This window comes from Brachybacterium saurashtrense (genome assembly GCF_003355475.1).
GTDB lineage: Bacteria > Actinomycetota > Actinomycetes > Actinomycetales > Dermabacteraceae > Brachybacterium > Brachybacterium saurashtrense.
In genome coordinates this window covers 1,852,627-1,875,383 of the sequence record NZ_CP031356.1, presented here as the reverse complement: position 1 = coordinate 1,875,383, position 22,757 = coordinate 1,852,627, and the positions used below count along the sequence as shown (strand labels likewise).

Sequence of the window (22,757 nt, the reverse complement as noted above, 5' to 3'; positions counted from 1 at the left end):
GCGCAGCTCATCCGTTGTCGCCGCCGGTGTCGGCCGCCGCCGCGCCGAGGTCCGCGTCCACCTCGTCGCTCCACCGCCACTGGGTGATCTCCGGGGCGTCCTCCCCGTGCTCGTAGGCATGGGCCCGGCAGCGCAGGCGGGTGTCCACCATCCGCTGACGCAGCCCCGCGTAGCGGGTGCCCAGCCCGTCGACCCGGTCGATCACGTCCATCACCAGGTGGTAGCGATCGGTGTCGTTGAGCATGAGCATGTCGAAGGGGGTCGTGGTGGTCCCCTCCTCCTTGTAGCCGCGCACGTGCAGGCGACCGAGCCGGTCGTGGCGGTACGCCAGGCGATGGATCAGCCACGGGTAGCCGTGGTAGGCGAAGACCACGGGCGCCTCCGTGCCGAAGTACCCCTCGAAGGCGCGCTGCGAGAGACCGTGCGGGTGCTCGGTGTCGTCCTGCAGGCGCATCAGGTCCACCACGTTCACCACCCGCACCCGCAGATCCGGGATCTCCTCGCGGAGGATCTTCGCCGCGGCGAGGACCTCGATGGTGGGGATGTCGCCGGCGGCGGCGAGGACCACCTCCGGCTCCTCGCCGGACCGCTCGGTCCCGGCCCACTCCCAGATGCCCAGGCCCCGGGTGCAGTGGAGGATCGCCTCGTCCATGCTCAGCCAGTTCGGGTTGGGCTGCTTGCCGGCGACGACGACGTTCACGTACTGCCTCGAGCGCAGGCAGTGGTCGTAGACGGACAGCAGCGTGTTCGCGTCCGGCGGCAGGTAGACCCGCACGATCTCGGCCTTCTTGTTGACCATGTGGTCGATGAAGCCCGGGTCCTGATGGGAGAAGCCGTTGTGGTCCTGGCGCCACACGTGCGAGCTCAGCAGGTAGTTCAGCGAGGCCAGGGGACGGCGCCACTCGATCTCGTTGGTGACCTTCAGCCACTTCGCGTGCTGGTTGACCATCGAGTCGACGATGTGGATGAACGCCTCGTAGGAGGAGAACATCCCGTGCCGGCCGGTGAGGAGGTAGCCCTCCAGCCAGCCCTGGCACTGGTGCTCGGAGAGCACCTCCATGACGCGGCCCGCCCGGGCGAGGTGCTCGGCGCGGTCGTGCTCCTCGAGCTCCGCGTTCCACTGCTTGTCGGTGACCTCGTAGACCGCCTGGAGCCGGTTCGAGGCCGTCTCGTCGGGGCCGAAGATCCGGAAGGTCTCGGGGTTCTCGCGCACCACCTCCCGCAGCCAGGTGCCCAGCACCTTCGTCGCCTCGGAGACCGAGCCGCCCGGGACGGGCACGTCGACGGCGTGCTCCCGGAAGTCCGGCAGGCGCAGCGGCGTGAGCACGGCGCCGCCGTTGGTCGAGGGGTTCGCGGACATCCGCAGCGAGCCCGTCGGCGCGGCGGCGGCGATCTCCTCGGCGAGCTTCCCCTCCTCGTCGAAGAGCTCCTCGGGACGGTAGGAGCGCAGCCACGCATCGAGGTCGGCGAGGTGCTCGTCGGTGTCGCGGGCGCTCGTGAGCGGCACCTGGTGCGAGCGCCAGGACCCTTCGGTGCGCTGACCGTCGATCTCCTTCGGGCCGGTCCATCCCTTCGGGGTGCGCAGCACGATCATCGGCCAGGCCGGCCGGTCGGTCTCCCGGCCGGCCGCGGCGTCCTCGGCGGCCTGCGCCTTGATCTCCGCGATGCGGTCCAGAGCCGTGTCGAGCACCTCCGCGAAGCGTCGGTGGATCTCCAGCGGGTCCTCGTCGTCGAACCCGCCCTCGAAGAACAGCGGCTCGTGCCCGTACCCGCGCATCAGCGCCTCGAGCTCCTCGTCGCCGATGCGCGCGAGCACGGTGGGGTTGGCGATCTTGTACCCGTTCAGGTGCAGGATCGGCAGCACCACGCCGTCCTGCTGCGGGTTGACGAACTTGTTGGAGTGCCAGGAGGTGGCCAGCGGTCCGGTCTCCGCCTCGCCGTCGCCCACCACGGTGAACGCGATCTGGTCGGGGCTGTCGAACATCGCCCCGTAGGCGTGGGAGAGGGCGTAGCCCAGCTCCCCGCCCTCGTGGATCGAGCCTGGCGTCTCCGGGGCGACGTGGGAGGGGATCCCGCCGGGGAACGAGAACTGGGTGAACAGGCGCCTCATCCCCTCCTCGTCCTCGCTCACCGCGGGGTACACCTCGGAGTAGGTGCCCTCGAGGTAGGTGGACGCCACCAGGCCCGGACCGCCGTGCCCGGGGCCGGTGATGTACATGGCGTGCAGCCCGCGCTGGACGACGGCGCGGTTCGCGTGCGCGTAGAGGAAGGTGAGGCCGGGGGTGGTGCCCCAGTGGCCCAGCAGTCGCGGCTTGACGTGCTCGCGCTGCAGCGGCTTGCGCAGCAGCGGATTGTCCTTGAGGTAGATCTGACCGACCGAGAGGTAGTTCGCGGCGCGCCACCAGGCGTCGAGTCGCGTCAGGTCGGTGTCGGAGGGGGCGGAGGCGGGTGCATCGGGCCATGCGGGAGTGGGGGACATGATGCCTTCCTGAGCGGACCTGTGGGCCTGGGTGCCGCGCCGCGGACCGGCTCGGCGCCGACACCGCCACCGTAGGGGCACGGGCCGCCCCGGGGAAGGGACGAAAGGTCCCGCGCCTGCCATGCGCGGTGCGGCCGGCCCGCCCGACGCCCCGCGCGCGGATCAGCGCGGGGCGATCACGGCCTCGCCGTCGGCCCCGCGGTGCATCACCTCGCGCCCGCCCTGCCACACGCGCAGGCTGCGGTTCCGCACGTCGAGCGGATCGCCCTCCCACAGCACCAGATCCGCGTCCTTGCCGGGGGCGAGCGCGCCGAGGCGGTCCTCGAGGCCGAGCACCCGCGCCGGGTGGAGGGTGAGGGCGCGCAGCGCGTCCGCGGGATCCATCCCGTGCTTGACCGCGAGCGCCGCCTGATGGACGAGGAACTCGATCGGCACCACCGGATGGTCCGTGATGATCGAGACCTCGACCCCGGCGGCGGCGAGCAGCCCCGGGGCGGCCGGGGTGCGGTGGCGCACCTCGACCTTGGAGCGGGAGACGATCAGCGGCCCGTAGAGCACCGGCACACCGGCCTCGGCCACGCGGTCCGCGATCAGGTGGGACTCGGTGCCGTGGTCGAGGACCAGCCGATAGCCGAACTCCTCGGCCAGCCGCAGCGCGGTCGCGATGTCGTCGGCGCGATGGGCGTGCTGACGCCAGGGGATCTCCCGCTCGAGCACCGCCGTCAGCGCCTCGGAGACCAGATCCGCGTCCCGCTCCTCGGCGGGCTTCGCGGACCAGGCCCGCGCGGCGGCGAAGGCCTTCCGGATCGTGAGCGCGACCCCGAGCCGCGTCGAGGGGGTCTGCTTCCTCTCCCCGTAGACGCGCTTGGGGTTCTCGCCGAGCGCGGCCTTCAGCCCGGAGGGGCTGCGCAGCACCATCTCGTCCACGACCCGGCCGTGGGTGCGCAGCGCGACGGCGAGCCCGCCGATCGGGTTGCCGGAGCCGGGGTTCACGTTCACCGCGGTGACGCCGCCGATGATCGCGTCGTCGAAGCCGATGTCGAGGGGATTGACGGCGTCGATCGCGCGGGCCGCGGCCATCACCGGGTCGGTCATCTCGTTGGTGTCGTCGCCGGCCCAGCCCTCGCCCTCCTCGTCCACGCCCAGGTGCACGTGCGCATCGACGAAGCCGGGCAGCAGCCAGGCGCCGTCGGCCTCGAGGACCTCGACCCCTGCCGGGACGGCGAGCTCCGGGCCGAGCGCGCAGAGGCGCCCCTCGCGCACCAGGACCGTGCCGTCGAAGGGCTCGCCCTCGATCGGCACCACATGGGCGCCGGTGATCGCGAAGGTCGTGCCGGCATCCGTGGTGCGAGGAGAGGCGGCGGGGGCGTCGGCGGCGAGGGGACGGTGCACGGGCTCAGGGGTCATCCCCCGACACTTCCGCCCCCGACCCCTCGCGGTCAAGCGCGCCCCGTCCTCCCGCGGGCCCCTCCGGCGGGCTGCGCCCGTCGTCACCCCCGCTGCGCGCTGCGCCCGCTACGCTCCTGCACATGGCGAAGTCGAAGAAGTCCTCCAAGAATGCGTCCACCACGAGTCCCGAGGCGCCGGCGCCTCGCGGCTTCCCCCTCGCGAACGACTGGAAGGGTGACGTGCGGGACTTCGACCCGCGCGCCACTCCCGGCTTCTCCGGGAAGAAGGCGGAGGGACGGGAGTTCCTGCTCGCTCGGGATGCGGAACTCGACGAACTCCAGGAGCGGCTCTACGCCGCCCACCACGGCGCGGCGGACGGCCGCTCCGTGCTGCTGATCGTGCAGGGCATGGACACCTCCGGCAAGGGCGGGATCATGCGCCACGTGGTGGGCAGCGTGGATCCGCAGGGGGTGGAGATCACCGCGTTCAAGGCGCCCACCGCGGAGGAGAAGGAGCACGACTTCCTGTGGCGGATCCGCCCGCACGCCCCCGCCCCGGGGACGATCGGCGTGTTCGACCGCTCCCAGTACGAGGACGTGCTGATCCACCGCGTCCACGGCTGGGCCGACGCGAAGGAGATCCGCGCCCGGTACACGGCGATCAACGCCTTCGAGCGGGAGCTCGCCGCCGCGGGGACGACGGTCGTGAAGGTCATGCTCCACGTCTCCCACGAGGAGCAGGGCGAGCGGCTCATGGAGCGGCTCGAACGCCCCGACAAGCACTGGAAGTACAACCCGGGCGACGTCGACGAGCGTGAGCACTGGGACGACTACATGGACGCCTACACCCGCGCGCTGCGCGCCACCTCCACCGTCGGAGCGCCGTGGCACGTGGTTCCCGCCGACCGCAAGTGGTACGCGCGGATCGCCGTGCAGCAGCTGCTGATCGACGCGCTGCGAGAGATCGACCCGCAGTGGCCTGCGGCGGACTTCGACATCGACGAGCAGGTCGGGCGACTGCGCGCGACGATGGAGTGAGCGCCTCGGCGAGCGTGGCTTGTGTCAGCGCGATCCCGCGTCGATGATGGGGGCATGGCTTCCATCACCTTCAAGAACGCCCCCGTCACCACCGTCGGCGAGCTGCCCGCGACCGGCACCGCCCTCCCGGCCTTCGAGCTCGTCGGCCAGGACCTCGGCGCCGTCACCAGCGCGGACCTCGCCGGCAAGCGCGTGGTGCTGAACATCTTCCCCTCGCTGGACACCGGCACCTGCGCGATGAGCGTGCGGAAGTTCAACGAGCTCGCCGCCGGCCTCGAGAACACCGTCGTCGTCTGCGTCTCGAAGGACCTGCCCTTCGCGCAGGCCCGCTTTTGCGGCGCCGAGGGCATCGAGAACGTCGTCACCGGCTCCGCCTTCCGCTCCTCCTTCGGCGAGGACTTCGGCGTGACCATGGCGGACGGCCCGCTGGCCGGTCTGCTCTCCCGCGCCGTGGTGATCACCGACGCCGACGGCTCCGTGGTGTACACCGAGCAGGTCGCCGAGGTCTCCGAGGAGCCCGACTACGAGGCCGCCCGGGCCGTCCTCGCCTGAGCCGCTCCTGCCTCCCCAGGGCCCGGTGCACGCCTCACGGCGGGCGCCGGGCCCTGTTGCTCCCGGCCCCGGGAGCACCCCGCCACGGAAGGACCACGATGACCGCCCCCCCCCTCACGATCCGCCTCGAGCGCGTGCACGATGTGCTGGACGAGCACGGCCCCGCCCCGGGGGAGCGCCGGGTGCTGGTGGACAGGCTGTGGCCGCGCGGGGTGAAGAAGGAGCGCCTCGCCCACGACGAGTGGGACAAGGACGTCACCCCCAGCACGGCGCTGCGCACCGCCTTCCACCACGGCGAGCTGGACTTCGAGGAGTTCGCCGCGCGCTACCGGCAGGAGCTCGAGACCGGCGATGCCGCCGGCGAGCTGCTGGAGCGCACGCGGCAGGCGGGCGCGAGCACCCTCGTGCTCCTCTACGCCGCGAAGGACACCGCGCACAACCACGCCCAGGTGCTGCGCGACGTGCTGGAGGAGCACGGGCGCTGAGCTGAGCCGACCGCACCGCGACCCGCGCCCCGAGCCGGCGCGGATCGCCGATAGGGTCGACGGTCGTGGAACCCCTCTCGCTGCTCGTCCTGCTCGCCCTGGGCACCCTGGCCGGCGCCATCAACGCCGCGGTGGGCTCCGGGTCCCTGCTCACCCTGCCGGTGCTGCTCGCCCTGGGCATCCCGCCCGGCACCGCGGTGCGCACCAACACGATCGGGATCCTGTTCTCCACCCTCGGCTCCACCTACGGGTACCGCCGCGAGATCGCCCGGGAGCGCGGGAACCTGGGACCGCTGGTGCTGGTCACCGCGGTGTGCGCCACGGCCGGCGCGCTGCTGCTGTTGGCCTCCCCGGTCGCGGCGCTCGACGTGGTGGTGCCGATCCTCATCGTGGTGGCGCTGGCGATGGTGCTGTTCCAGAAGCGGCTCACGGCGGCGCTGCGCGCCCGCAGCGAGCGGCGTGCTGCCCGCCGGCGGGGCAGCGGTGCCTCCGCACCGGAGCGCAGCCCGTACCGCTCACCGGCGCTCGTGGCCGCGATGGGCGGGGCCTCCGTGTACGGCGGGTACTTCACCGCTGCCCAGGGAGTGCTGTACCTGGGCGTGCTGGGCACCTTCACCGGCCGCGCGATGGGATCGGTCAACAGCATCAAGAACCTGCTGAGCCTGGTGGTGAACCTCGCCGCCGCCCTCGTCTACCTCGTCGCGCACCTGGTGCTGGGGGTGGAGGTGGTGTGGCTCGCCACCGCCGCGATCGCGGTGGGCGCGCTGCTGGGCGGCTACTTCGGGGCGCACCTGGCCAAGCGGATGCCGGAGTGGCTGCTGCGTGGGATCATCGTGGCGGTCGCGCTGATCGCCCTGGTGCGCCAGGTGCTCTGAGCTCACCGGAGGGGCGGGCGGCACGGCCCGAGGGGAGCGGACGGGCGACGGCCCGCCGGGACGGAGCGCGGGGAGCGAGGTCTCAGCGCAGGAACGGGAGCACGTGCGCGAGCACCTCGTCGGCCGTGGCAAGGGTGCCGCCGTGGTCCCGGCCGGGCAGCGAGACGAACTCCGCGTCCGGCATGAGTGCGGCGGCGCGGCGGGACTCCTCGTGGCGGGGATGGTCCTCGCTCCCGGCCATCCACAGCGCGGGCACGGAGCAGTCGGCGAGCGCGTGATCCGGCACGGCGTCGGTGGCGTCGGTCGCGGCCAGCAGCGCCGCGATCGCGAGGGGGTCCGCGGCGAGGAAGGCGGTGCGGGTGGCGCGCGCTCGACGGCCGTCGACCCCGGGGCTGAGCCCCTGCCCGGCGCAGAACGCCTCCATGCCCCCGTCCCGCACGGCCTCGATCACGCCGGGGAAGAACACCGCGTCCACCGCGCCCCGCTGGGCGGAGGCGGAGCCGCCCAGGCTCACCAGGCGGGACACGCGGTCGGGGTGGGCCAGCGCGGTGCTCAGCGCGATCCGTGCCCCGAGGGAGTAGCCCAGCAGCGCGGCCCGCCCGATCCCCTCGGCGTCGAGGACCGCGAGCAGGTCCTCGACGAACACCTCCTGCGTGTACGCGGCGGGGTCGTGGGGCGTGCCCGAGAGGCCGTGCCCGCGCAGGTCCAGGCGCAGCACGGTCTGCTCGGCGGCGAGCGGGGCGAGGTATCCGAGCCCGCGCCAGATCGCGCGGGAGAGCACGGAGCCGTGCAGCAGCACCAGCGGCGGGCCGTCCCCGGAGACGTCGTAGCGCAGGTCGACGCCGTCGACGGGGGAGGGGATGACGGGCACGGGAGACCTCCGGGTCGAGGGGCGGGGCGGCGAGGCGGTGGCGGACGCGGGACGCCGGCCCGACCGCGCAGGAGCGATCGGGCCGGCGTCGAGCAGAGCTCAGCGGGTCACAGCGCCGCGGAGATCTCCTCGAGGATGCGGTTGAAGGTCGCCGAGGGGCGCATCACCGCGGCGGCCTTGGCCGTATCGGGGCGGTAGTAGCCGCCGATGTCGGCCGGCTTGCCCTGTACGGCGAGCAGCTCCTCGGCGATGGTCTGCTCGCCGTCCGTGAGCTCCTTCGCGATGGGGCCGAAGGCGGTGGCCAGCTCCGCGTCCTCGCTCTGCGCGGCGAGCTCCTGCGCCCAGTACATCGCGAGGTAGAAGTGGCTGCCGCGGTTGTCGATCGAGCCCAGCTTGCGCTGCGGGGACTTCCCCTCGTTGAGCAGGGTCTCGGTGGCGCGGTCCAGCGCGTCGGCGAGCACGGCGGCGCGGGCGTTGTCCGCGGTGCGCGCCAGGTGGCGCAGCGACTCGGCCAGCGCCAGGAACTCGCCGAGGGAGTCCCAGCGCAGGTAGTCCTCCTCGATGAGCTGCTGGACGTGCTTCGGGGCGGAGCCGCCCGCGCCCGTCTCGAACAGGCCGCCGCCGTTCATCAGCGGCACCACCGAGAGCATCTTGGCGCTGGTGCCCAGCTCCATGATCGGGAACAGGTCGGTGAGGTAGTCGCGCAGCACGTTGCCGGTGACGGAGATGGTGTCCTCGCCGGCGCGCACGCGGGCGAGGGTGTGCTTCGTCGCCTCGATCGGGGAGAGGATCCGGATGTCGAGGTCCTCCGTGCTCTTCCCATCGATCGGGTCCGCCAGGTACTGCTCGACCTTCGCGATGAGGTTGCGGTCGTGGGCGCGGGACTCGTCCAGCCAGAACACCGCCGGCATCCCGGATTCGCGCGAGCGGCGCACGGCCAGCTGCACCCAGTCACGGATCGGGGCGTCCTTGGCCTGGCAGGCGCGGAACACGTCCCCGGCGGCCACCTCGTGGCTCATCAGCACGGCGCCGAAGGCGTCGCGCACCTCGACCCGGCCGTCGGCCGCGATCTCGAAGGTCTTGTCGTGCGAGCCGTACTCCTCGGCCTTCTGCGCCATCAGGCCCACGTTCGGGACCGTGCCCATGGTGGTGGGGTCGAAGGCGCCGTGGGTCTGGCAGTCCTCGATGGTCGCGGCGTAGACGCCGGCGTAGGAGGAGTCCGGGATCACCGCGAGGGTGTCCTGCTCGGCGTCGTCCTTGTTCCACATGTGCCCGGCGGTGCGGATCATCGCCGGCATGGAGGCGTCGATGATCACGTCGGAGGGGACGTGGAGGTTCGTAATGCCCTTGTGGGAGTTCACCATCGCGAGGTCGGGGCCGTCGGCGAGATCCTGCTCGATCGCGGCGCGCACGCCCTCGCGCACCGTCTCGTCCAGCGCGTCGATCCCGGCGAGGATGCCGCCCAGGCCGTTGTTGGGGGAGAGCCCCGCCTCGGCGAGCACGTCCCCGTACTGGGTGAACAGGGTGGGGAAGAAGGCGCGCACCGCGTGGCCGAAGAGGATCGGGTCCGAGACCTTCATCATCGTGGCCTTCAGGTGCAGGGAGAACAGCACGCCCTGCTCCTTCGCCGCCGCGATCTGGTCGCGCAGGAAGCTCTCCAGCGCCGCCGCCCGCATCACGGTGGAGTCGACGACCTCGCCGGCGAGCACCGGGATCGAGGGCTTCAGCACGGTCTCGGCGCCGTCGGCGGCGACGTGCACGATCGAGAGGGTGCCCTCGGCGTCCATCACCACGGACTGCTCGTTGGAGCGGAAGTCGTCCGCGCCCATGGTGGCCACGGAGGTCTTCGAGTCCGCGCTCCACTCGCCCATGCGGTGCGGGTGCTTCTTGGCGAAGTTCTTCACGGCGGCGGGGGCGCGGCGGTCGGAGTTGCCCTCACGCAGCACCGGGTTCACGGCCGAGCCCTTGACGGAGTCGTAGCGGGCCCGGACGTCCTTCTCCTGGTCGGTCTCCGGGGATTCGGGGTAGTCCGGCAGGGCGATGCCCTGGCTCTGCAGCTCGGCGATGGCGGCCTTCAGCTGCGGCACCGAGGCGGAGATGTTGGGGAGCTTGATGATGTTGGCCTCGGGGGTCTTCGCCAGCTCGCCCAGCTCGGCGAGGGCGTCCGCCTCGCGCTGCTCCTCGGGGAGGAGATCGGAGAAGGCCGCGACGATGCGGCCCGCCAGCGAGATGTCCCGGGTGGTGACCTCGATCCCGGCGGTGTCGGAGAAGGCGTCGAGGATCGGCAGGAACGAGGCGGTCGCCAGCATCGGTGCCTCGTCGGTGTGGGTGTAGATGATGCGCGCCATGTGTCGCGGGGCTCCCTCGGGTCGGTGCGGCAAGTGTCTTGACGTCAAGACTAATCGACGGCGGGCGCCACGCCCGCTCCATCGATCCGGACGTCCCCACGGTACGTGAGAAGCGCCTCCCGCGTCCTGCTCAGCCGCCCTGCTCCGCGGCGGCCTCGCCCTCCACGACCTCGACGTCCCACGGGTCGGTGAGCAGCAGGTGGGTCTCGCCCGCGGCGTCGAGCGTCACCGCGACGCCGAGCGCCTGATACATGCCCGGGTCGAGGCCCCCGCCGCCGCAGGCGCCCTGCGTGGTCCAGGCGCGGTCCGGGATCCGGGCGCCGTCCTCGCCCAGCCACTGCAGCGGGATCCCGGCGGCGTTGCGCGCCCCGGCCATGACCGCGCCGGACTCCGGCAGCACCACCACCACGCCGGTGAGCAGGGCGCGGGTGCCGCGCTCCCCGCCGGTGACGCTCACCTCGGCGGTGACCCCCGCACCCACCCCGTCCTCCCCGGCGCGGGAGGGGACGCGGTGCTCGGCGGCGGAGACGGCCACCTCGAGGCCGTCCCCGTCGCCCCGGGGAGCGGGGACGGCGCCGCAGGCGAGGGCCGAGAGGTCGGCGGGCACCTCGCCCGACGGGGCGCTGACCACGCCGGGCACGGCGCGCAGCGTGCCGTCCACCACGTCCACCAGCACGTCCTCGCTCGCGCCCCATCCGGACTGCTCCCCGCCGGGACCGTCGAGCCGGCCCCCGCCGAGGCGCAGCAGGTACTGGCCCTCGGGCAGCGGGGCGTCATCGCAGGTGCCCACCGCCAGGTGTGCGGTCGCGGCGGAGGGCGCGGCGCCGTCCCCGGCCACCTCCACCCGTTCGCGCACCACCATCGGCGGCACCGGCGCGCCGTCCACCCCCATCTCGCCGTCGAAGCCCGGTGCGGGCGCGCCGCGGTGGGAGGGGTCGGCCGGCAGCAGGATCCCCTGGGGCGCGAAGCCGCGGTAGCGGTGGCCGGGCGCGAGGCGGAACGGCCCGGAGACGGAGAGATCCGTGCCGGAGGCGCTCACCTCCTGCGGCGTGAGGGTCCCGCCGTCGGTGGTGTGCGCGGGCGGGTCCTCCTGCCCGGGACGGCACAGCCAGGTGGGATCCACCGTCTCGGTCCGGGCCCCGGCGACGGCGCCGGGATCCATGGGGGCGGCAGGGGTGGGGGCGGCGGTGCCGTCCTCGGCGCCCGGTGCGAGGGCGTCGCAGGCGCCGAGCGTGAGGGCGAGCAGCGCCGCGGCGGCCGTGGCCGTCGCGCGGCGGAGCGGGGCGTGTCTCACGGCGCCGGCCTCACAGCACCAGCAGGGTGGCGGCCATGACGGCCATCCCGGCGATCAGGGAGTAGATCACGGTGTGGTGCTCGCCGGTCTCCTCCGCCGCGGGCAGCAGCTCGTCGAGGGAGACGAACACCATCACCCCGGCGACGCCGGCGAGGATCGCCCCCATCGCGTCCCCGCTGAGCAGGGGGGCCAGGAGCAGGAATCCGATCACGGCGCCCACCGGTTCGGCCAGTCCCGTCATGGTGGCGAGCCAGAACGCCTTCGCGCGCGAGCCGGTGGCGCGCCGCACCGGCACCGCCACGGCGAGGCCCTCCGGGATGTTGTGCAGCGCGATCGCCGCGACCACGGGCAGCGCCACCTCGGGGGCCTGCAGGGCGGCGACGAAGGTCGCGAAGCCCTCGGGGACGTTGTGCACGGCGAGCGCGATCGCGGTGACCGCGCCGGTGCGCAGCAGGCGGGCGCGCAGCATCCTGTCGGCCGCCTGCTCCTCGGGATCGCGCAGCTCGGCATGGCCGTGGCTGCCCTCCATGCGGCCGGCCAACTCGTGCGGGCTCACCGCTTCGGGCACCAGCCGATCGATGACGGCGATCACCGCGATGCCCACGAAGAACGCGAGCACCCCCAGGGCGGTCCCTCGGGCATCGGCGGTGCCGCCGGAGAGCACCCGCACCCCTTCGGGCAGCAGCTCCACGAAGGAGACGTACAGCATCACACCGGCGGAGAGCCCCAGCCCGCCCGCCAGCGCCTTCGGGCTGGTGCCGCGGCCGAGCACGCCGAGCGCGGCGCCGATGCTGGTGGCGCCGCCGGCGACGAGCGTGAGAAGGAAGGCGAGAAGCACGGGGACGACCCTAGCCCGCCGTGCGCGCCACGACGCAGACCGAGAGGGCGCGGCGTGCCCGCCTCGCCGTCCGGTCCGGCCCCGCGATCCTGTGCCGCGCCTGCCGCCGACGCCTGCGCCTCGGACCGACGCCCGCGCCTCCCGCCCGCGCCGCTCCCGCCCGTCGGTCGCGGAGTGCCCGGGACCCGCGGCGCTCCTAGACTGGGGGCATGTCCGCCCCTGCCCCGTTCCTGGCCACGACCGACCTGCGCGCCCGCACCCTCACCGTCGCCGAGCTCACGGCGGCGCTGCCGCGCGCCGCGCTGGACGTGGACGCCGCCGCCGACGCCGTCCGGCCCGTGGTGGAGGCCGTCGCCGCCCGCGGCGCCGAGGCCGTGCTCGAGGCCTCCGAGCGCTTCGACGGCATCCGGCCCGAGCATCTGCGCGTGCCGCAGGAGGCGCTCGACCGGGCGCTCGCCGAGCTCGATCCGGCGATCCGCGCCGCGCTCGAGGAGTCGATCGCGCGGGTGCGGAGGGTCGACGCCGCCCAGGTGCGGCGCGACGAGACGGTGCAGGTGGTGCCCGGGGGCACCGTGACCCAGCGCTGGGTGCCCGTGCGACGGGTGGGCCTGTACGTGCCCGGAGGGCGGGCCGTGCTGCCCAGCTCCGTGGTGATGAACGTGGTGCCCGCCCAGACCGCCGGGGTGGAGCAGATCGTGCTGGCCTCCCCGCCCCAGAAGGAGTTCGGCGGCCTGCCGCACCCCACGATCCTCGCCGCCTGCGCGCTGCTGGGGGTCACCGAGGTGCTCGCCGCCGGCGGTGCCCAGGCGATCGCCCTGCTCGCCCACGGCGCCGAGGATCTCGGGGACGGGACGGCCCTGGCCGGCGTGGACCTGGTCACCGGGCCCGGCAACGTGTACGTCGCCGCCGCCAAGCGCCTGGTGCGCGGGCGGGTGGGCATCGATGCCGAGGCGGGCCCCACCGAGATCGCGATCCTCGCCGATCACACGGCGGATCCCGCCTTCGTCGCCGCAGACCTCATCTCCCAGGCCGAGCACGATCCGCTGGCGGCGAGCGTGCTGGTCACCGACTCGCCCGCCCTCGTCGAGGCCGTCGAGGCGGAGCTGGCCGCCCAGGTGCCCGCGGCCGCGCACCACGAGCGCATCGCGACCTCGCTGCGCGGGGAGCAGAGCGGCGCCGTGCTGGTGGCGGACCTCGCGCAGGGCCTCGCGGTGGTGGACGCCTACGGCGCGGAGCACCTGGAGATCCACACCGAGCACGCCGCCGAGGTCGCGGCCCGGGTCACCAATGCGGGGGCGGTGTTCGTGGGCCCGCACAGCCCGGTGAGCCTCGGCGACTACGCCGCGGGCTCGAACCACGTGCTGCCCACCGGGGGCACCTCGCGCTTCACCGGCGGGCTGGGCGTGCAGACCTTCCTGCGCGGCATCCACGTGGTGCAGTACGACCGCGACGCCCTCGCCGGTGCGCGCGACGCGGCCACCGCGCTCGCCCATGCCGAGGGCCTGCCCTCCCACGGGGACGCGATCGACGTGCGCTTCCGCCGCTGAGCGTCCCGTGCCTCCGACGCGCTGAACCCCAGGGGTGTCCAGCCTGCTGAACGCCCGGGGGCGTCCGACGTGCTGAGCACGCCGGCGCGTCCGACCCTCTGAGCACGTCTGCGCGTCAGACCCTCTGAGCAGGTCGGCGCGCCGGCCGACCACCCCCTCCGCCGTCCCGAGCGAGCCGACCTCGGGGGGAGGGCTTGCCATCCCGGACTGGAAGCGCTTACAGTGTGACGCACGAACTGTAAGCGCTTCCATCTGGCGCTGGTCCCACCCGGACGATGCCGCCCGGGACCGGACCCCCACCGCTGCTCGAGGACGAGGAGGACCGACCGTGGCACCCCCGCAACCCGCCGCGCCCTCCGGCGCCACGATCTACCAGGTGGCCGAGCGCGCCGGCGTCTCCATCGCCACCGTGAGCCGCACCTTCGCCGGCAGCGGCAGCGTGGCCCCCCGCACCCGCGAGGCCGTGCTGGCCGCCGCCCAGGAGCTGCGCTACGTCCCGGCCGCCGCCGCCCGCGCCCTCGCCGTGCGGCGCAGCCGGGCCCTCGGCGTGGTGCTGCCGCACATCGACGGCCCGTACTACGCCCAGCTGCTGGTGGGCTTCGAACTCGCCGCCTCCCGGCTGGGCCTGTCTGTGGTGCTCCACCTCGTCTCGCCCGCCGACACCCGCGCCGAGTCCGTGCGCGACCTCCTGGGGCGCGTGGACGGCGTCGCCTTCATGGCGCGCAGCGGCGTGGACGACGCGGCCGTGGCCCGGGTCGCCGCCGTGCGCCCCACCGTCACCGTCGCCCGCCGCCGTCTGGCAGGCGCCGATGCGTTCTTCGCGCAGAACCTGCGCACCGCCCGCGAGCTCACCGCGCACCTGATCGCCCACGGCCGCCGGCGCATCGGCTTCGTGGGCATCGCGGAGGACGACGCCGATCTGGGCCTGCGCCACCGCGGTCATCTCGAGGCGCTGCAGGAGGCGGGCCTCGCCCCGGCGGCCCACCTCGAGGCCGAGCCCGTCGAGGAGGCCGGTCACGCCGTGGCCGACAGGCTGCTGGCCGGTCGCGGGCTCGCCGGGCTCGACGCCCTCGTCTGCGGCAATGACGAGCTCGCGATCCCGCTCGTCGCTCGCCTGAGCGCCGCCGGCGTGCGCGTGGGGGAGGACCTCGCCGTCACCGGCTGGGACGACACCCTCACCGCCCGCTACCTCACCCCGAGCCTTACCACCGTGCGTCACGACGTGGCCGCCCTGGGCGGCCTGGCCGCCCGTCGGCTCGCCGCCCGCATCGACGGCGCCCCCGTGCAGGAACCCGTCGTCGTCGACTCGTCCCTCGTGCTGCGCAGCTCCTGCGGCTGCCCGGCCCCCACCCCCCGACCGCCCGCCGTGCTCCCCGCCGGCACCGTCACCACCACAGAGGAGATCTCATGAGCACCACCCCGCGACCCACCCGCCGTACCGTCACCGGCCTCGGCGCCGCCGCCGCCCTCGGCCTGCTCGCCGCCTGCGGCCGCTCCGAGGAGGGCGGCAGCGGCGCCGCCGAGCCCGCCGCCCCGATTGCCGAGGGGGAGGCCACCGGCTCCCTCACCGTCTGGGCGATGGGCGCCGAGGGCGAGAAGCTGCCCGAGCTGATCAAGGGCTTCGAGGAGGCGAACCCGGACGTCTCCGTCGAGGTCACCCCCGTGCCCTGGGACAGCGCGCACGACAAGTTCACCTCCGCGATCGCTGCCGGCACCGCGCCGGACGTCGCCCAGGTGGGCTCCACCTGGATGGCCGAGTTCGTGGGGCTGGGAGCGCTCGAGCCCACCCCCGAGGAGATCGCCACCGACGACTACTTCGCCGGCGCCCTCGACTCCGTCACGGTGGACGGCACCGTCTACGGCGTGCCGTGGTACGTGGAGACCCGCGTGGTCTTCTACCGCACCGACCTCGCCGAGCAGGCCGGCATCACCGAGCCGCCCAGCGACTGGGAGGGTCTGCTGGCCCTGGCCCGGGCCTACCAGGAGCAGGCCGACGCCGACTGGGGGCTCTCCCTGCAGCCCGGCGGCACCGGCTCCTGGCAGACCGTGATGCCGCTGATCTGGTCCAACGGCGGCGGGGTCGTCGACGACTCCGGTGCCGAGTTCACCTTCGAGTCCTCGCAGAACGAGGAGGCGCTGGCCTACTACCAGTCGTACTTCACCGACGGCGTCTCGGACCCGGCGCCGGCCGACGGCACCACCGAGCAGGACTTCGTCTCCGGCCGGGTGCCGATGTTCATCTCCGGACCGTGGATGATGAGCGCCGTCGAGTCCGTGGGCGGCGAGGACTTCGCCGACAAGTACGGGGTGTTCGTGATGCCCCAGAAGGAGACCAGCTCCAGCTTCCTGGGCGGCGCCAACCTCGGCGTGTTCCAGGGCAGCGAGAACCGGGACGCGGCCTGGAAGCTCGTGCAGCACCTCTCCACCCCCGAGGTGCAGGTGGAGTGGTTCGGGATCTCCACCGACCTGCCCGCCCTCCAGAGCAGCTGGGAGGACGAGACCGTCTCCGCGAACGAGAAGTTCGAGGTGTTCCGCACCCAGCTCGACACCGCGCAGGCCCCGCCCACGGTCGCCACCTGGGAGCAGGTCGCCGCGAAGTTCGACGCCCAGATCGAGGAGGTCTGCAAGAACGACCTCGCCCCGGCGGACGCCCTCGCGACCATCCAGTCCGAGGCCCAGGGCATCGGCACCGGGGCCTGAGATGAGCACGCTCACCACCGACGCCGGCCGGAGCGCGGGGACCGCACGCCCCCGCCGCTCCCGCCGCGGCGCCGCGGAGGCCCGGGCGGGCCTCCTGCTCGCGCTGCCCTTCGTGGTCCTGTTCCTGGTGTTCACCGCCTGGCCGGTGCTGCAGTCGATGATCATGTCGTTCACGGACATGCGCATCACCGACATCCGCACGCCGTTCGCCGTGGACTTTGTGGGCCTGGAGAACTACCGCACGGCCTTCGCCGATCCCGTGTTCCGCCGCGCCGCGCTGAACACCGGCATGTTCGTGCTGCTGGGCGTGCCGCTGACGATCACCGCCGGCCTCGCCGCGGCGGTGGCGCTGAACCGCGGGGTGGGCCGGCTGCGGGCCGTGTTCCGGGTGGGCTTCTACACCCCGGTGATCACCTCGATCGTCGCGGTCGCGGTGGTGTGGCGCTTCCTGCTCCAGCCGGAGAACGGCCTGGTCAACACCGTGCTCTCCTGGGTGGGCGTGGACGGTCCGCACTGGCTCGGGGACGAGCGCACCGCTCTGCTGTCCCTGGTGATCATGGCCGTGTGGCGCAACTTCGGCACCTCGATGGTGATCTTCCTGGCCGGGCTCCAGGCCGTGGACCCGGGGCTGCACGAGGCCGCGGCGCTCGACGGCGCCGGCCGCTGGCGCCGGTTCGTGAGCATCACCCTGCCCTCCATCCGGCCGACGATGCTGTTCGTTCTGGTCACCACGTCGATCGGCTACCTGCAGTTCTTCGAGGAGCCCTTCGTGATGACCGGCGGCGGGCCGCTGAACGCCACCATCTCCGCCTCCATGTACACCTACAACCAGTTCGGCTTCGGCAACTACGGCGTGGCCGGGGCGATGGCGTACCTGACCTTCGTGGTGATCGGCATCGTCACCCTCGTGCAGTTCCGCCTGATGAGGGAGAAGTGATGATCGAACAGCGCCGCCCCGTCCTCACCTACATCGTCCTCACCGTGTTCCTGCTGCTGGTGATCACGCCCTTCGCGTGGATGCTGCTGGGGAGCCTGAAGACCCAGGGCGAGCTGCTGCGGGTGCCGCCCACGTGGCTGCCCGAGGAGCCCACCTGGGACAACTTCCGCCGCCTGTTCGAGCGGCCCTTCGCCCGCTTCTTCGGCAACTCGGCGCTGGTGGCCGTGGCCGTCACCGCCGGGAACCTGCTGTTCAGCTCGATGTTCGGCTACGCACTGGCGCACCTGCGCTTCCCCTTCAAGAAGCTGCTGTTCGTGCTGGTGCTGGGATGCCTGATGATCCCGGGCCTGGTCACGTTCATCCCGCAGTACGTGCTGATCGTGAACCTGGGCCTGGCCGACACCCTGCCAGCGCTGATCCTGCCGTTCCTGGTCCAGCCCTTCAGCGTGTTCCTCATGCGCCAGTTCTTCCTGGGCCTGCCGCGGGAGCTGCTGGAGGCCGGGCGGATCGACGGCGTGGGCGAGATCGCGATCTTCTTCCGCATCTACCTGCCGCTGGCGGGCCCCGCCTTCGCGACCCTCGGGATCCTCACCTTCCTCGGCTCCTGGAACAACTTCCTGTGGCCACTGGTGGTCTCCTCGAGCGAGTCGACGTACACCCTGCCGGTCGCGCTGGCCCTCATCTCCACCGGCCAGAACCAGACCGATTACGGGCTGCTGCTCGCGGGCGCGACCGTGATCGTGCTCCCGATCCTGGTGGTCTTCCTGTTCTTCCAGCGGTACTTCATCCAGGGCATCTCCGCCACCGGCATCAAGTGATCGCCCGGCGCCCACACCCCGTGGGCGCACCCCACCCACGCCTCGAGGAGGCATCATGCACACCGTTCCCCGACGCACCCTGTTCACCGTCCCTCTGCTGGGCGCCGGCGCCCTGGCCGGCGCGGGCTCCGCCGCCGCGGCCCCGGGCGGGGGAGGGCCCGCCGCCCCGGTCCCCTCGGGCGGCGACGAGGCCCTGCTGCGCCGCTGGGCCGCCGACACCTGGCGCAGCCTGGACGCGATGACCGTGCCCGGCACCGGGCTGATCGCGGACAACATCCCGGCGGATCTCTCCGGGTACTCCCACCACACCTCGCCCACCAACATCGGCGGCTCGCTGTGGTCCGCGCTGATCGCGCGCGAGCTGGGCCTGCTCACCCCCGGGCATGCCCGTCGGCGGATCGCCCGCACGCTCGAGACGCTCGAGACCCTCGAGCACCACGAGCCCTCGGGAATGTTCTACAACTGGTACGACGAGACCGACGGCTCCGTGGTGCGCGCCTGGCCCGGCACCGGCGCGCCCGTGGTCCCCTTCGTCTCCAGCGTGGACATGGGCTGGCTGGGCGCGGCCCTGCATCTGGTCGCCCAGGCCGATCCCTCGAACCGGCGCCGTGCCCGCCAGCTGTTCGACGCGATGCGCTGGGACGTGTTCTTCGACGTGGACGTGGACGCCCAGCCCGGGCAGACCGTCGGCGGGTTCTGGGTCGAGGACCCGAGCCGAGAGGACGCCGAGCTGCGCGACCTCTACCACGACATCCCCGGCGCGCAGGTCTGGTACCACTCGGGCCACCACTACGACACCGCCGTCTCCGAGGCTCGGATGGTCACCTACCTGGGCATCATGACGGGGCAGATCCCGGCCGGTGCGTACTTCACCACCTTCCGCACCTTCCCGCCGGAGTGGACCTGGCCGGAGATGCCGCCGGTGGGGGAGTGGGCCGAGTACGAGGGCGTGCGCGTGTTCGAGGGCGCCCACACCTACCGCGGCATGCAGATCGTCCCCGGCTGGGGCGGCTCCATGTTCGAGGAGCTGATGCCGGACCTGTTCGTGCCCGAGGCGGAGTGGGGCCCGCGCAGCTGGGGTGTGAACCATCCGCTGCACGTGCGCGCCCAGCGGGAGCACGGGCTGGACGAGGCCGGGTACGGCTACTGGGGCTTCTCCCCGAGCTCGGACCCGCACGCCGGCTACCGCGAGTACGGGGTGGACGCCCTGGGGCTGAACCCCGTCGGCTACTTCTCCGACGCGGCCGGCACCGACTGGGTGCCCGGGGAGCCCTACCCGCAGGGCCTGGACGGGGTGGTCACCCCGCACGCCGCCGCCCTCGCGCTGCAGTACGAGCCCGCGGAGGCCACCGAGAACCTGCGCCGCATCGAGACGGAGCTCGGCGCCTACGGGCCCGGCGGCTTCCACGACGCGGTCGCCGTCGGCACCGGCGTGCGGGCCGAGCGCCACCTCTCCCTGGATCAGTCGATGATCATGGGGGCGCTCGGGAACGTGCTGCTGGAGGGCCGGATGCACGACTGGTTCGCCACCGACGAGGTCGCCGCCGCGCTGCGTCCCGTCATCGCGCAGGAGGTGTTCGGTGCCCACGGCTGATCGCTCCCTGCCCCGGCTCGACCTCGCCGAGGACGGCACCCGCTACCGGGACCTCAACGGCAACGGCGTGATGGACCCCTACGAGGATCCGCGTCTGTCCCCCGCGGAGCGGACCGAGGACCTCCTTTCGCGGCTCTCCCTCGCGGAGAAGGCGGGGCTGCTCTTCCACACGGTCATCGAGACCGGGGAGGACGGCGCGCTGCTGGAGACCCCCGGCGCGATCTCGAAGTCCCCGACCACCACGGTGGTCGCCGAGAAGCTGATGACGCACTTCAATGTGCACGGCCTCGAGAGCGCCGAGGCCGCCGCCCGCTGGCACAACCGCCTCCAGGAGCTCGCCGAGACCACCCCGCACGGCATCCCGGTGACGGTCTCCACCGATCCCCGGCACGGCGGCGCGCAGAACGCCGGCACCGCCTGGGCCACCTCGTTCTTCTCCCTGTGGCCCGAGCCGCTCGGCCTCGGCGCCCTGCGCGATCCGGAGCTCGTGCGCGACTGGGCGGACACGGTGCGCCGCGAGTACACGGCCGTCGGGATCCGGGCCGGGCTCCACCCCGTCGCGGATCTCGCCACCGAGCCGCGCTGGGCCCGTCAGCGCGAGTGCTTCTCCCAGGATCCGGAGCTCACGGCGCGGCTCGTCGTCGCCGCGCTCGACGGTCTCGCCGGAGGGGAGGGCGAGCCGTCGGTGCAGTCCACCGTCAAGCACTTCCCCGGCGCGGGGCCGCAGAAGGACGGGGAGGACGCGCACTTCCCCTACGGGCGCGACCAGGTCTACCCCGGCGGTCGCTTCGAGGAGCACCTGCTGCCCTTCCGCGCCGCGATCGAGGCGGGGACCGACGCGATCATGCCGTACTACGGCAGGCCCGTCGGCCTCGAGCGCGACGGCGAGGAGATCGAGGCGGTGGGCTTCGGCTTCAACCGCCAGATGCTCACCGGGCTGCTGCGCGGCGAGCTCGGCTACGACGGCGTGATCCTCAGCGACTGGGAGCTGGTCAACGACAACCACGTGGGCGAGCAGGTGCTGCCCGCCCGGGCCTGGGGCGTCGAGGAGCTCACCCCCTCCCAGCGGATGGCGCGGATCCTCGAGGCCGGCGCGGACCAGTTCGGCGGCGAGGAATGCACGGACCTGCTCCTGGACCTCGTGCGCGAGGGCGTGGTGAGCGAGGAGCGGATCACCGACTCCGCGCGGCGCCTGCTGCAGGTGAAGTTCCGGCTGGGACTGTTCGACGACCCCTACGTGGACGAGTCCGCGGCCGCCGCGAGCGTCGGCACGGACGAGGACCGCCGGCGCGGCCACGAGGCGCAGGCCCGCAGCGTCGTGGTGCTCCACGACGACGGCGGCCTGATCCCGCTGCGGCCGACGGGCGAGGGCCGTCCCCGGCGGATCTACGCCGAGGGGCTGTCCGAGGAGGTCGTCGCCGCGCTCGGCGAGCAAGTGGCGCGTCCCGAGGACGCGGACCTCGCGCTGGTGCGGATCGGCGCCCCCTTCCAGCCGCGCGACGACCTCTTCCTCGAGGCCTGGTTCCGCCAGGGCGATCTCGCCTACCCGCCCGGGCTCGCGCACCGGCTCGCGCGGATCCGGGCGGCGTGCCCGCTGGTGCTGGACGTGGATCTGGACCGCGCCGCGGTGCTCACCGACATCGCGCCTGTCGTCGACGCCCTCACCGGCACCTTCGGGGTCTCCGGCACGGCCTGGACCGATGCGCTCACCGGGCGGATCCCCGCCCAGGGCCGGCTCCCGCTGGACCTGCCGCGCTCGATGGCGGCGGTGCGCAGCGCCCCCGAGGACGTGCCCGGCGGGACCGAGGATCCGCTCTACCCCTACGGGCACGGGCTCGAACTCGAGGCGCGGCCTTGTGACTGAGCGGGGATCTGGGCGGCGCGATCACAGGTGGGTGTGATGGCCGGAGGGAGGTGCGATCTTCAGATCGAACCCGAGTGCTCGGCCATCGTCGCCGTACTCGAGGTCGACCTCGACCTCACCGTTTCGGGATCTGCCTCTGCGTGGAGGGAGGTCATCCACCCCGACCTTGGGACGCGCCGGGGGACCTTCGACGGATGAGGGGTCGATGTGCACCCTCCACCGTTCGCCTGGGCCGTGGGCGGCGTCCGGTCCGGAGGCATCGAGGCGTTCCAAGCGGGTCCGCACATGACCTCGGCCCAGGTACCACGAGGGGCTGAGCAGGGTGAGCAACACGAGACGGTGATCGGTGTCGATCTCCGGCTCGATCCACCATAGTGCGGTGCCCAGGGAGGTGACGAGGGTGGTGGAAGGATCGGGTCCAGGGGCCTTGACCCTGAAGTGGATCATTCCTGATCCTTCGACGTCGACCTGCTCTTGAGGCATCGTCGCGTTGACTATCGGGTCGCCCGTGTCGACGAGGTACTCCCCGTGGACGGCTGCGCAGCGCGTGCACACTTCAGACTCCCCTCACCGGATGGTCGCCGTCCTGATGTTTCCTGAGCCGGTCATCACTATCACCTCATAGGGCGCGCGAATCGCGGAGGGGTGCTGTCCGAGCAGGGTCAGCGGGCAGTGTCGTCTCCTCGTGGGGGCTCGGTGGCGACCTCGATCCGTGCCGTCGTGCGCTCGCCGCGGGTGAAGAACAGCGCCACGGCCCGCCAGCCGAGCATGCCCACGGCGGTCACGATCGCGGTGACGATCACGAAGGAGACCTCGGTCCCCGCCCCGAACAGGGTGCGCACCGCCATCCCGGTCGCCAGCGTGATCGCCCACACGAACACCCCGTGCGGCCAGAGCCGGAACGGGGCGCGCCAGGCGCGGATCGCGAGATGGCCCAGCAGGGTGCCGACGGCGAACGGCCACCCCACCAGGAACAGGTTCATCGAGGTCAGCGGCGTGCCGTGCTGGAGGAAGCCGATCGCGACGAAGAGCAGCACGACCAGCAGATCGCCCACCAGGGCACCGAGGGAGCGGAACATCCCTCCACAGTAGACGGCGCCCCTGGACGTCCCGTCGAGGCCCGGGGTGA

At 73.0% G+C, this 22,757-nt stretch carries 19 protein-coding genes; 11 read left to right on the top strand and 8 right to left on the bottom strand.

The features are described from left to right. Positions 1-7 precede the first annotated feature (7 nt). Entirely contained in the window at positions 8-2,479 is a 2,472-nt protein-coding gene (locus tag DWV08_RS08485; protein ID WP_115413392.1) for a phosphoketolase family protein, read from the bottom strand. 162 nt (positions 2,480-2,641) lie between these two features. After that, entirely contained in the window at positions 2,642-3,886 is a 1,245-nt protein-coding gene (locus tag DWV08_RS08480) for an amidohydrolase (RefSeq protein ID WP_115413391.1), read from the bottom strand. A 122-nt stretch (positions 3,887-4,008) separates the two neighbouring features. Between DWV08_RS08480 and DWV08_RS08475 the strand changes: the two genes are divergently transcribed. The 4 genes from DWV08_RS08475 to DWV08_RS08460 all read left to right on the top strand — a co-directional run bounded on the left by DWV08_RS08475 (position 4,009) and on the right by DWV08_RS08460 (position 6,817). Further along, positions 4,009-4,905 carry a PPK2 family polyphosphate kinase gene (locus tag DWV08_RS08475; protein WP_115413390.1) on the top strand — a complete coding sequence of 299 codons (897 nt, stop codon included), beginning with the start codon at positions 4,009-4,011 and terminating at the stop codon, positions 4,903-4,905. Positions 4,906-4,959: 54 nt separating this feature from the next. Further along, a complete protein-coding gene (gene tpx / locus DWV08_RS08470) occupies positions 4,960-5,457 on the top strand; it encodes a thiol peroxidase (protein ID WP_115413389.1) in 498 nt (165 codons plus the stop codon). Between the two features lie 98 nt (positions 5,458-5,555). Continuing rightward, positions 5,556-5,942 (top strand): DUF488 domain-containing protein, encoded by a 387-nt coding sequence (locus tag DWV08_RS08465; protein WP_115413388.1) that lies wholly within the window; start codon positions 5,556-5,558, stop codon positions 5,940-5,942. A 65-nt stretch (positions 5,943-6,007) separates the two neighbouring features. Further along, complete coding sequence (locus DWV08_RS08460) at positions 6,008-6,817, top strand: sulfite exporter TauE/SafE family protein (protein ID WP_115413387.1); 810 nt, start codon at positions 6,008-6,010, stop codon at positions 6,815-6,817. An 82-nt stretch (positions 6,818-6,899) separates the two neighbouring features. On the opposite strand, the gene DWV08_RS08455 is transcribed toward DWV08_RS08460, so the two are convergent. The 4 genes from DWV08_RS08455 to zupT all read right to left on the bottom strand — a co-directional run bounded on the left by DWV08_RS08455 (position 6,900) and on the right by zupT (position 12,168). Next, positions 6,900-7,688, bottom strand: coding sequence for an alpha/beta fold hydrolase (locus DWV08_RS08455; protein ID WP_115413386.1), 789 nt, complete (start codon positions 7,686-7,688; stop codon positions 6,900-6,902). Between the two features lie 107 nt (positions 7,689-7,795). Further along, positions 7,796-10,036 carry an NADP-dependent isocitrate dehydrogenase gene (locus DWV08_RS08450; RefSeq protein ID WP_115413385.1) on the bottom strand — a complete coding sequence of 747 codons (2,241 nt, stop codon included), beginning with the start codon at positions 10,034-10,036 and terminating at the stop codon, positions 7,796-7,798. Positions 10,037-10,166: 130 nt separating this feature from the next. Beyond that, complete coding sequence (locus tag DWV08_RS16735; protein WP_162801533.1) at positions 10,167-11,330, bottom strand: hypothetical protein; 1,164 nt, start codon at positions 11,328-11,330, stop codon at positions 10,167-10,169. 10 nt (positions 11,331-11,340) lie between these two features. Continuing rightward, positions 11,341-12,168, bottom strand: a complete 828-nt coding sequence (zupT, locus tag DWV08_RS08440) for a zinc transporter ZupT (protein WP_115413384.1) — start codon at positions 12,166-12,168, stop codon at positions 11,341-11,343. Positions 12,169-12,377: 209 nt separating this feature from the next. On the opposite strand from zupT, the gene hisD reads away from it, so the two are divergent. The 7 genes from hisD to DWV08_RS08405 all read left to right on the top strand — a co-directional run bounded on the left by hisD (position 12,378) and on the right by DWV08_RS08405 (position 21,628). After that, the gene (hisD, locus tag DWV08_RS08435) at positions 12,378-13,715 is read left to right on the top strand and encodes a histidinol dehydrogenase (protein WP_115413383.1); all 1,338 of its coding nucleotides are present in this window, start codon (positions 12,378-12,380) and stop codon (positions 13,713-13,715) included. 328 nt (positions 13,716-14,043) lie between these two features. Next, on the top strand, positions 14,044-15,126 hold the full coding sequence (locus tag DWV08_RS08430; protein WP_115413382.1) for a LacI family DNA-binding transcriptional regulator: 1,083 nt from the start codon (positions 14,044-14,046) through the stop codon (positions 15,124-15,126). Next, a complete protein-coding gene (locus tag DWV08_RS08425; protein WP_115413381.1) occupies positions 15,123-16,415 on the top strand; it encodes a sugar ABC transporter substrate-binding protein in 1,293 nt (430 codons plus the stop codon). Before DWV08_RS08430 ends, DWV08_RS08425 begins: the two co-directional genes overlap by 4 nt. A gap of 1 nt (position 16,416) precedes the next feature. Beyond that, on the top strand, positions 16,417-17,352 hold the full coding sequence (locus DWV08_RS08420; RefSeq protein ID WP_115413380.1) for a carbohydrate ABC transporter permease: 936 nt from the start codon (positions 16,417-16,419) through the stop codon (positions 17,350-17,352). Then, the gene (locus DWV08_RS08415; protein ID WP_115413379.1) at positions 17,352-18,170 is read left to right on the top strand and encodes a carbohydrate ABC transporter permease; all 819 of its coding nucleotides are present in this window, start codon (positions 17,352-17,354) and stop codon (positions 18,168-18,170) included. The genes DWV08_RS08420 and DWV08_RS08415 overlap by 1 nt, the downstream gene beginning before the upstream one ends. 55 nt (positions 18,171-18,225) lie before the next feature. Continuing rightward, positions 18,226-19,764 (top strand): glucoamylase family protein, encoded by a 1,539-nt coding sequence (locus DWV08_RS08410; RefSeq protein WP_115413378.1) that lies wholly within the window; start codon positions 18,226-18,228, stop codon positions 19,762-19,764. Beyond that, the gene (locus DWV08_RS08405; protein ID WP_241237189.1) at positions 19,751-21,628 is read left to right on the top strand and encodes a glycoside hydrolase family 3 protein; all 1,878 of its coding nucleotides are present in this window, start codon (positions 19,751-19,753) and stop codon (positions 21,626-21,628) included. Before DWV08_RS08410 ends, DWV08_RS08405 begins: the two co-directional genes overlap by 14 nt. A gap of 21 nt (positions 21,629-21,649) precedes the next feature. On the opposite strand, the gene DWV08_RS16730 is transcribed toward DWV08_RS08405, so the two are convergent. Then, entirely contained in the window at positions 21,650-22,075 is a 426-nt protein-coding gene (locus DWV08_RS16730) for a hypothetical protein (protein WP_127097449.1), read from the bottom strand. Positions 22,076-22,290: 215 nt separating this feature from the next. Continuing rightward, positions 22,291-22,707 (bottom strand): DUF3054 domain-containing protein, encoded by a 417-nt coding sequence (locus DWV08_RS08400; RefSeq protein ID WP_115413377.1) that lies wholly within the window; start codon positions 22,705-22,707, stop codon positions 22,291-22,293. Positions 22,708-22,757: the final 50 nt, after the last annotated feature.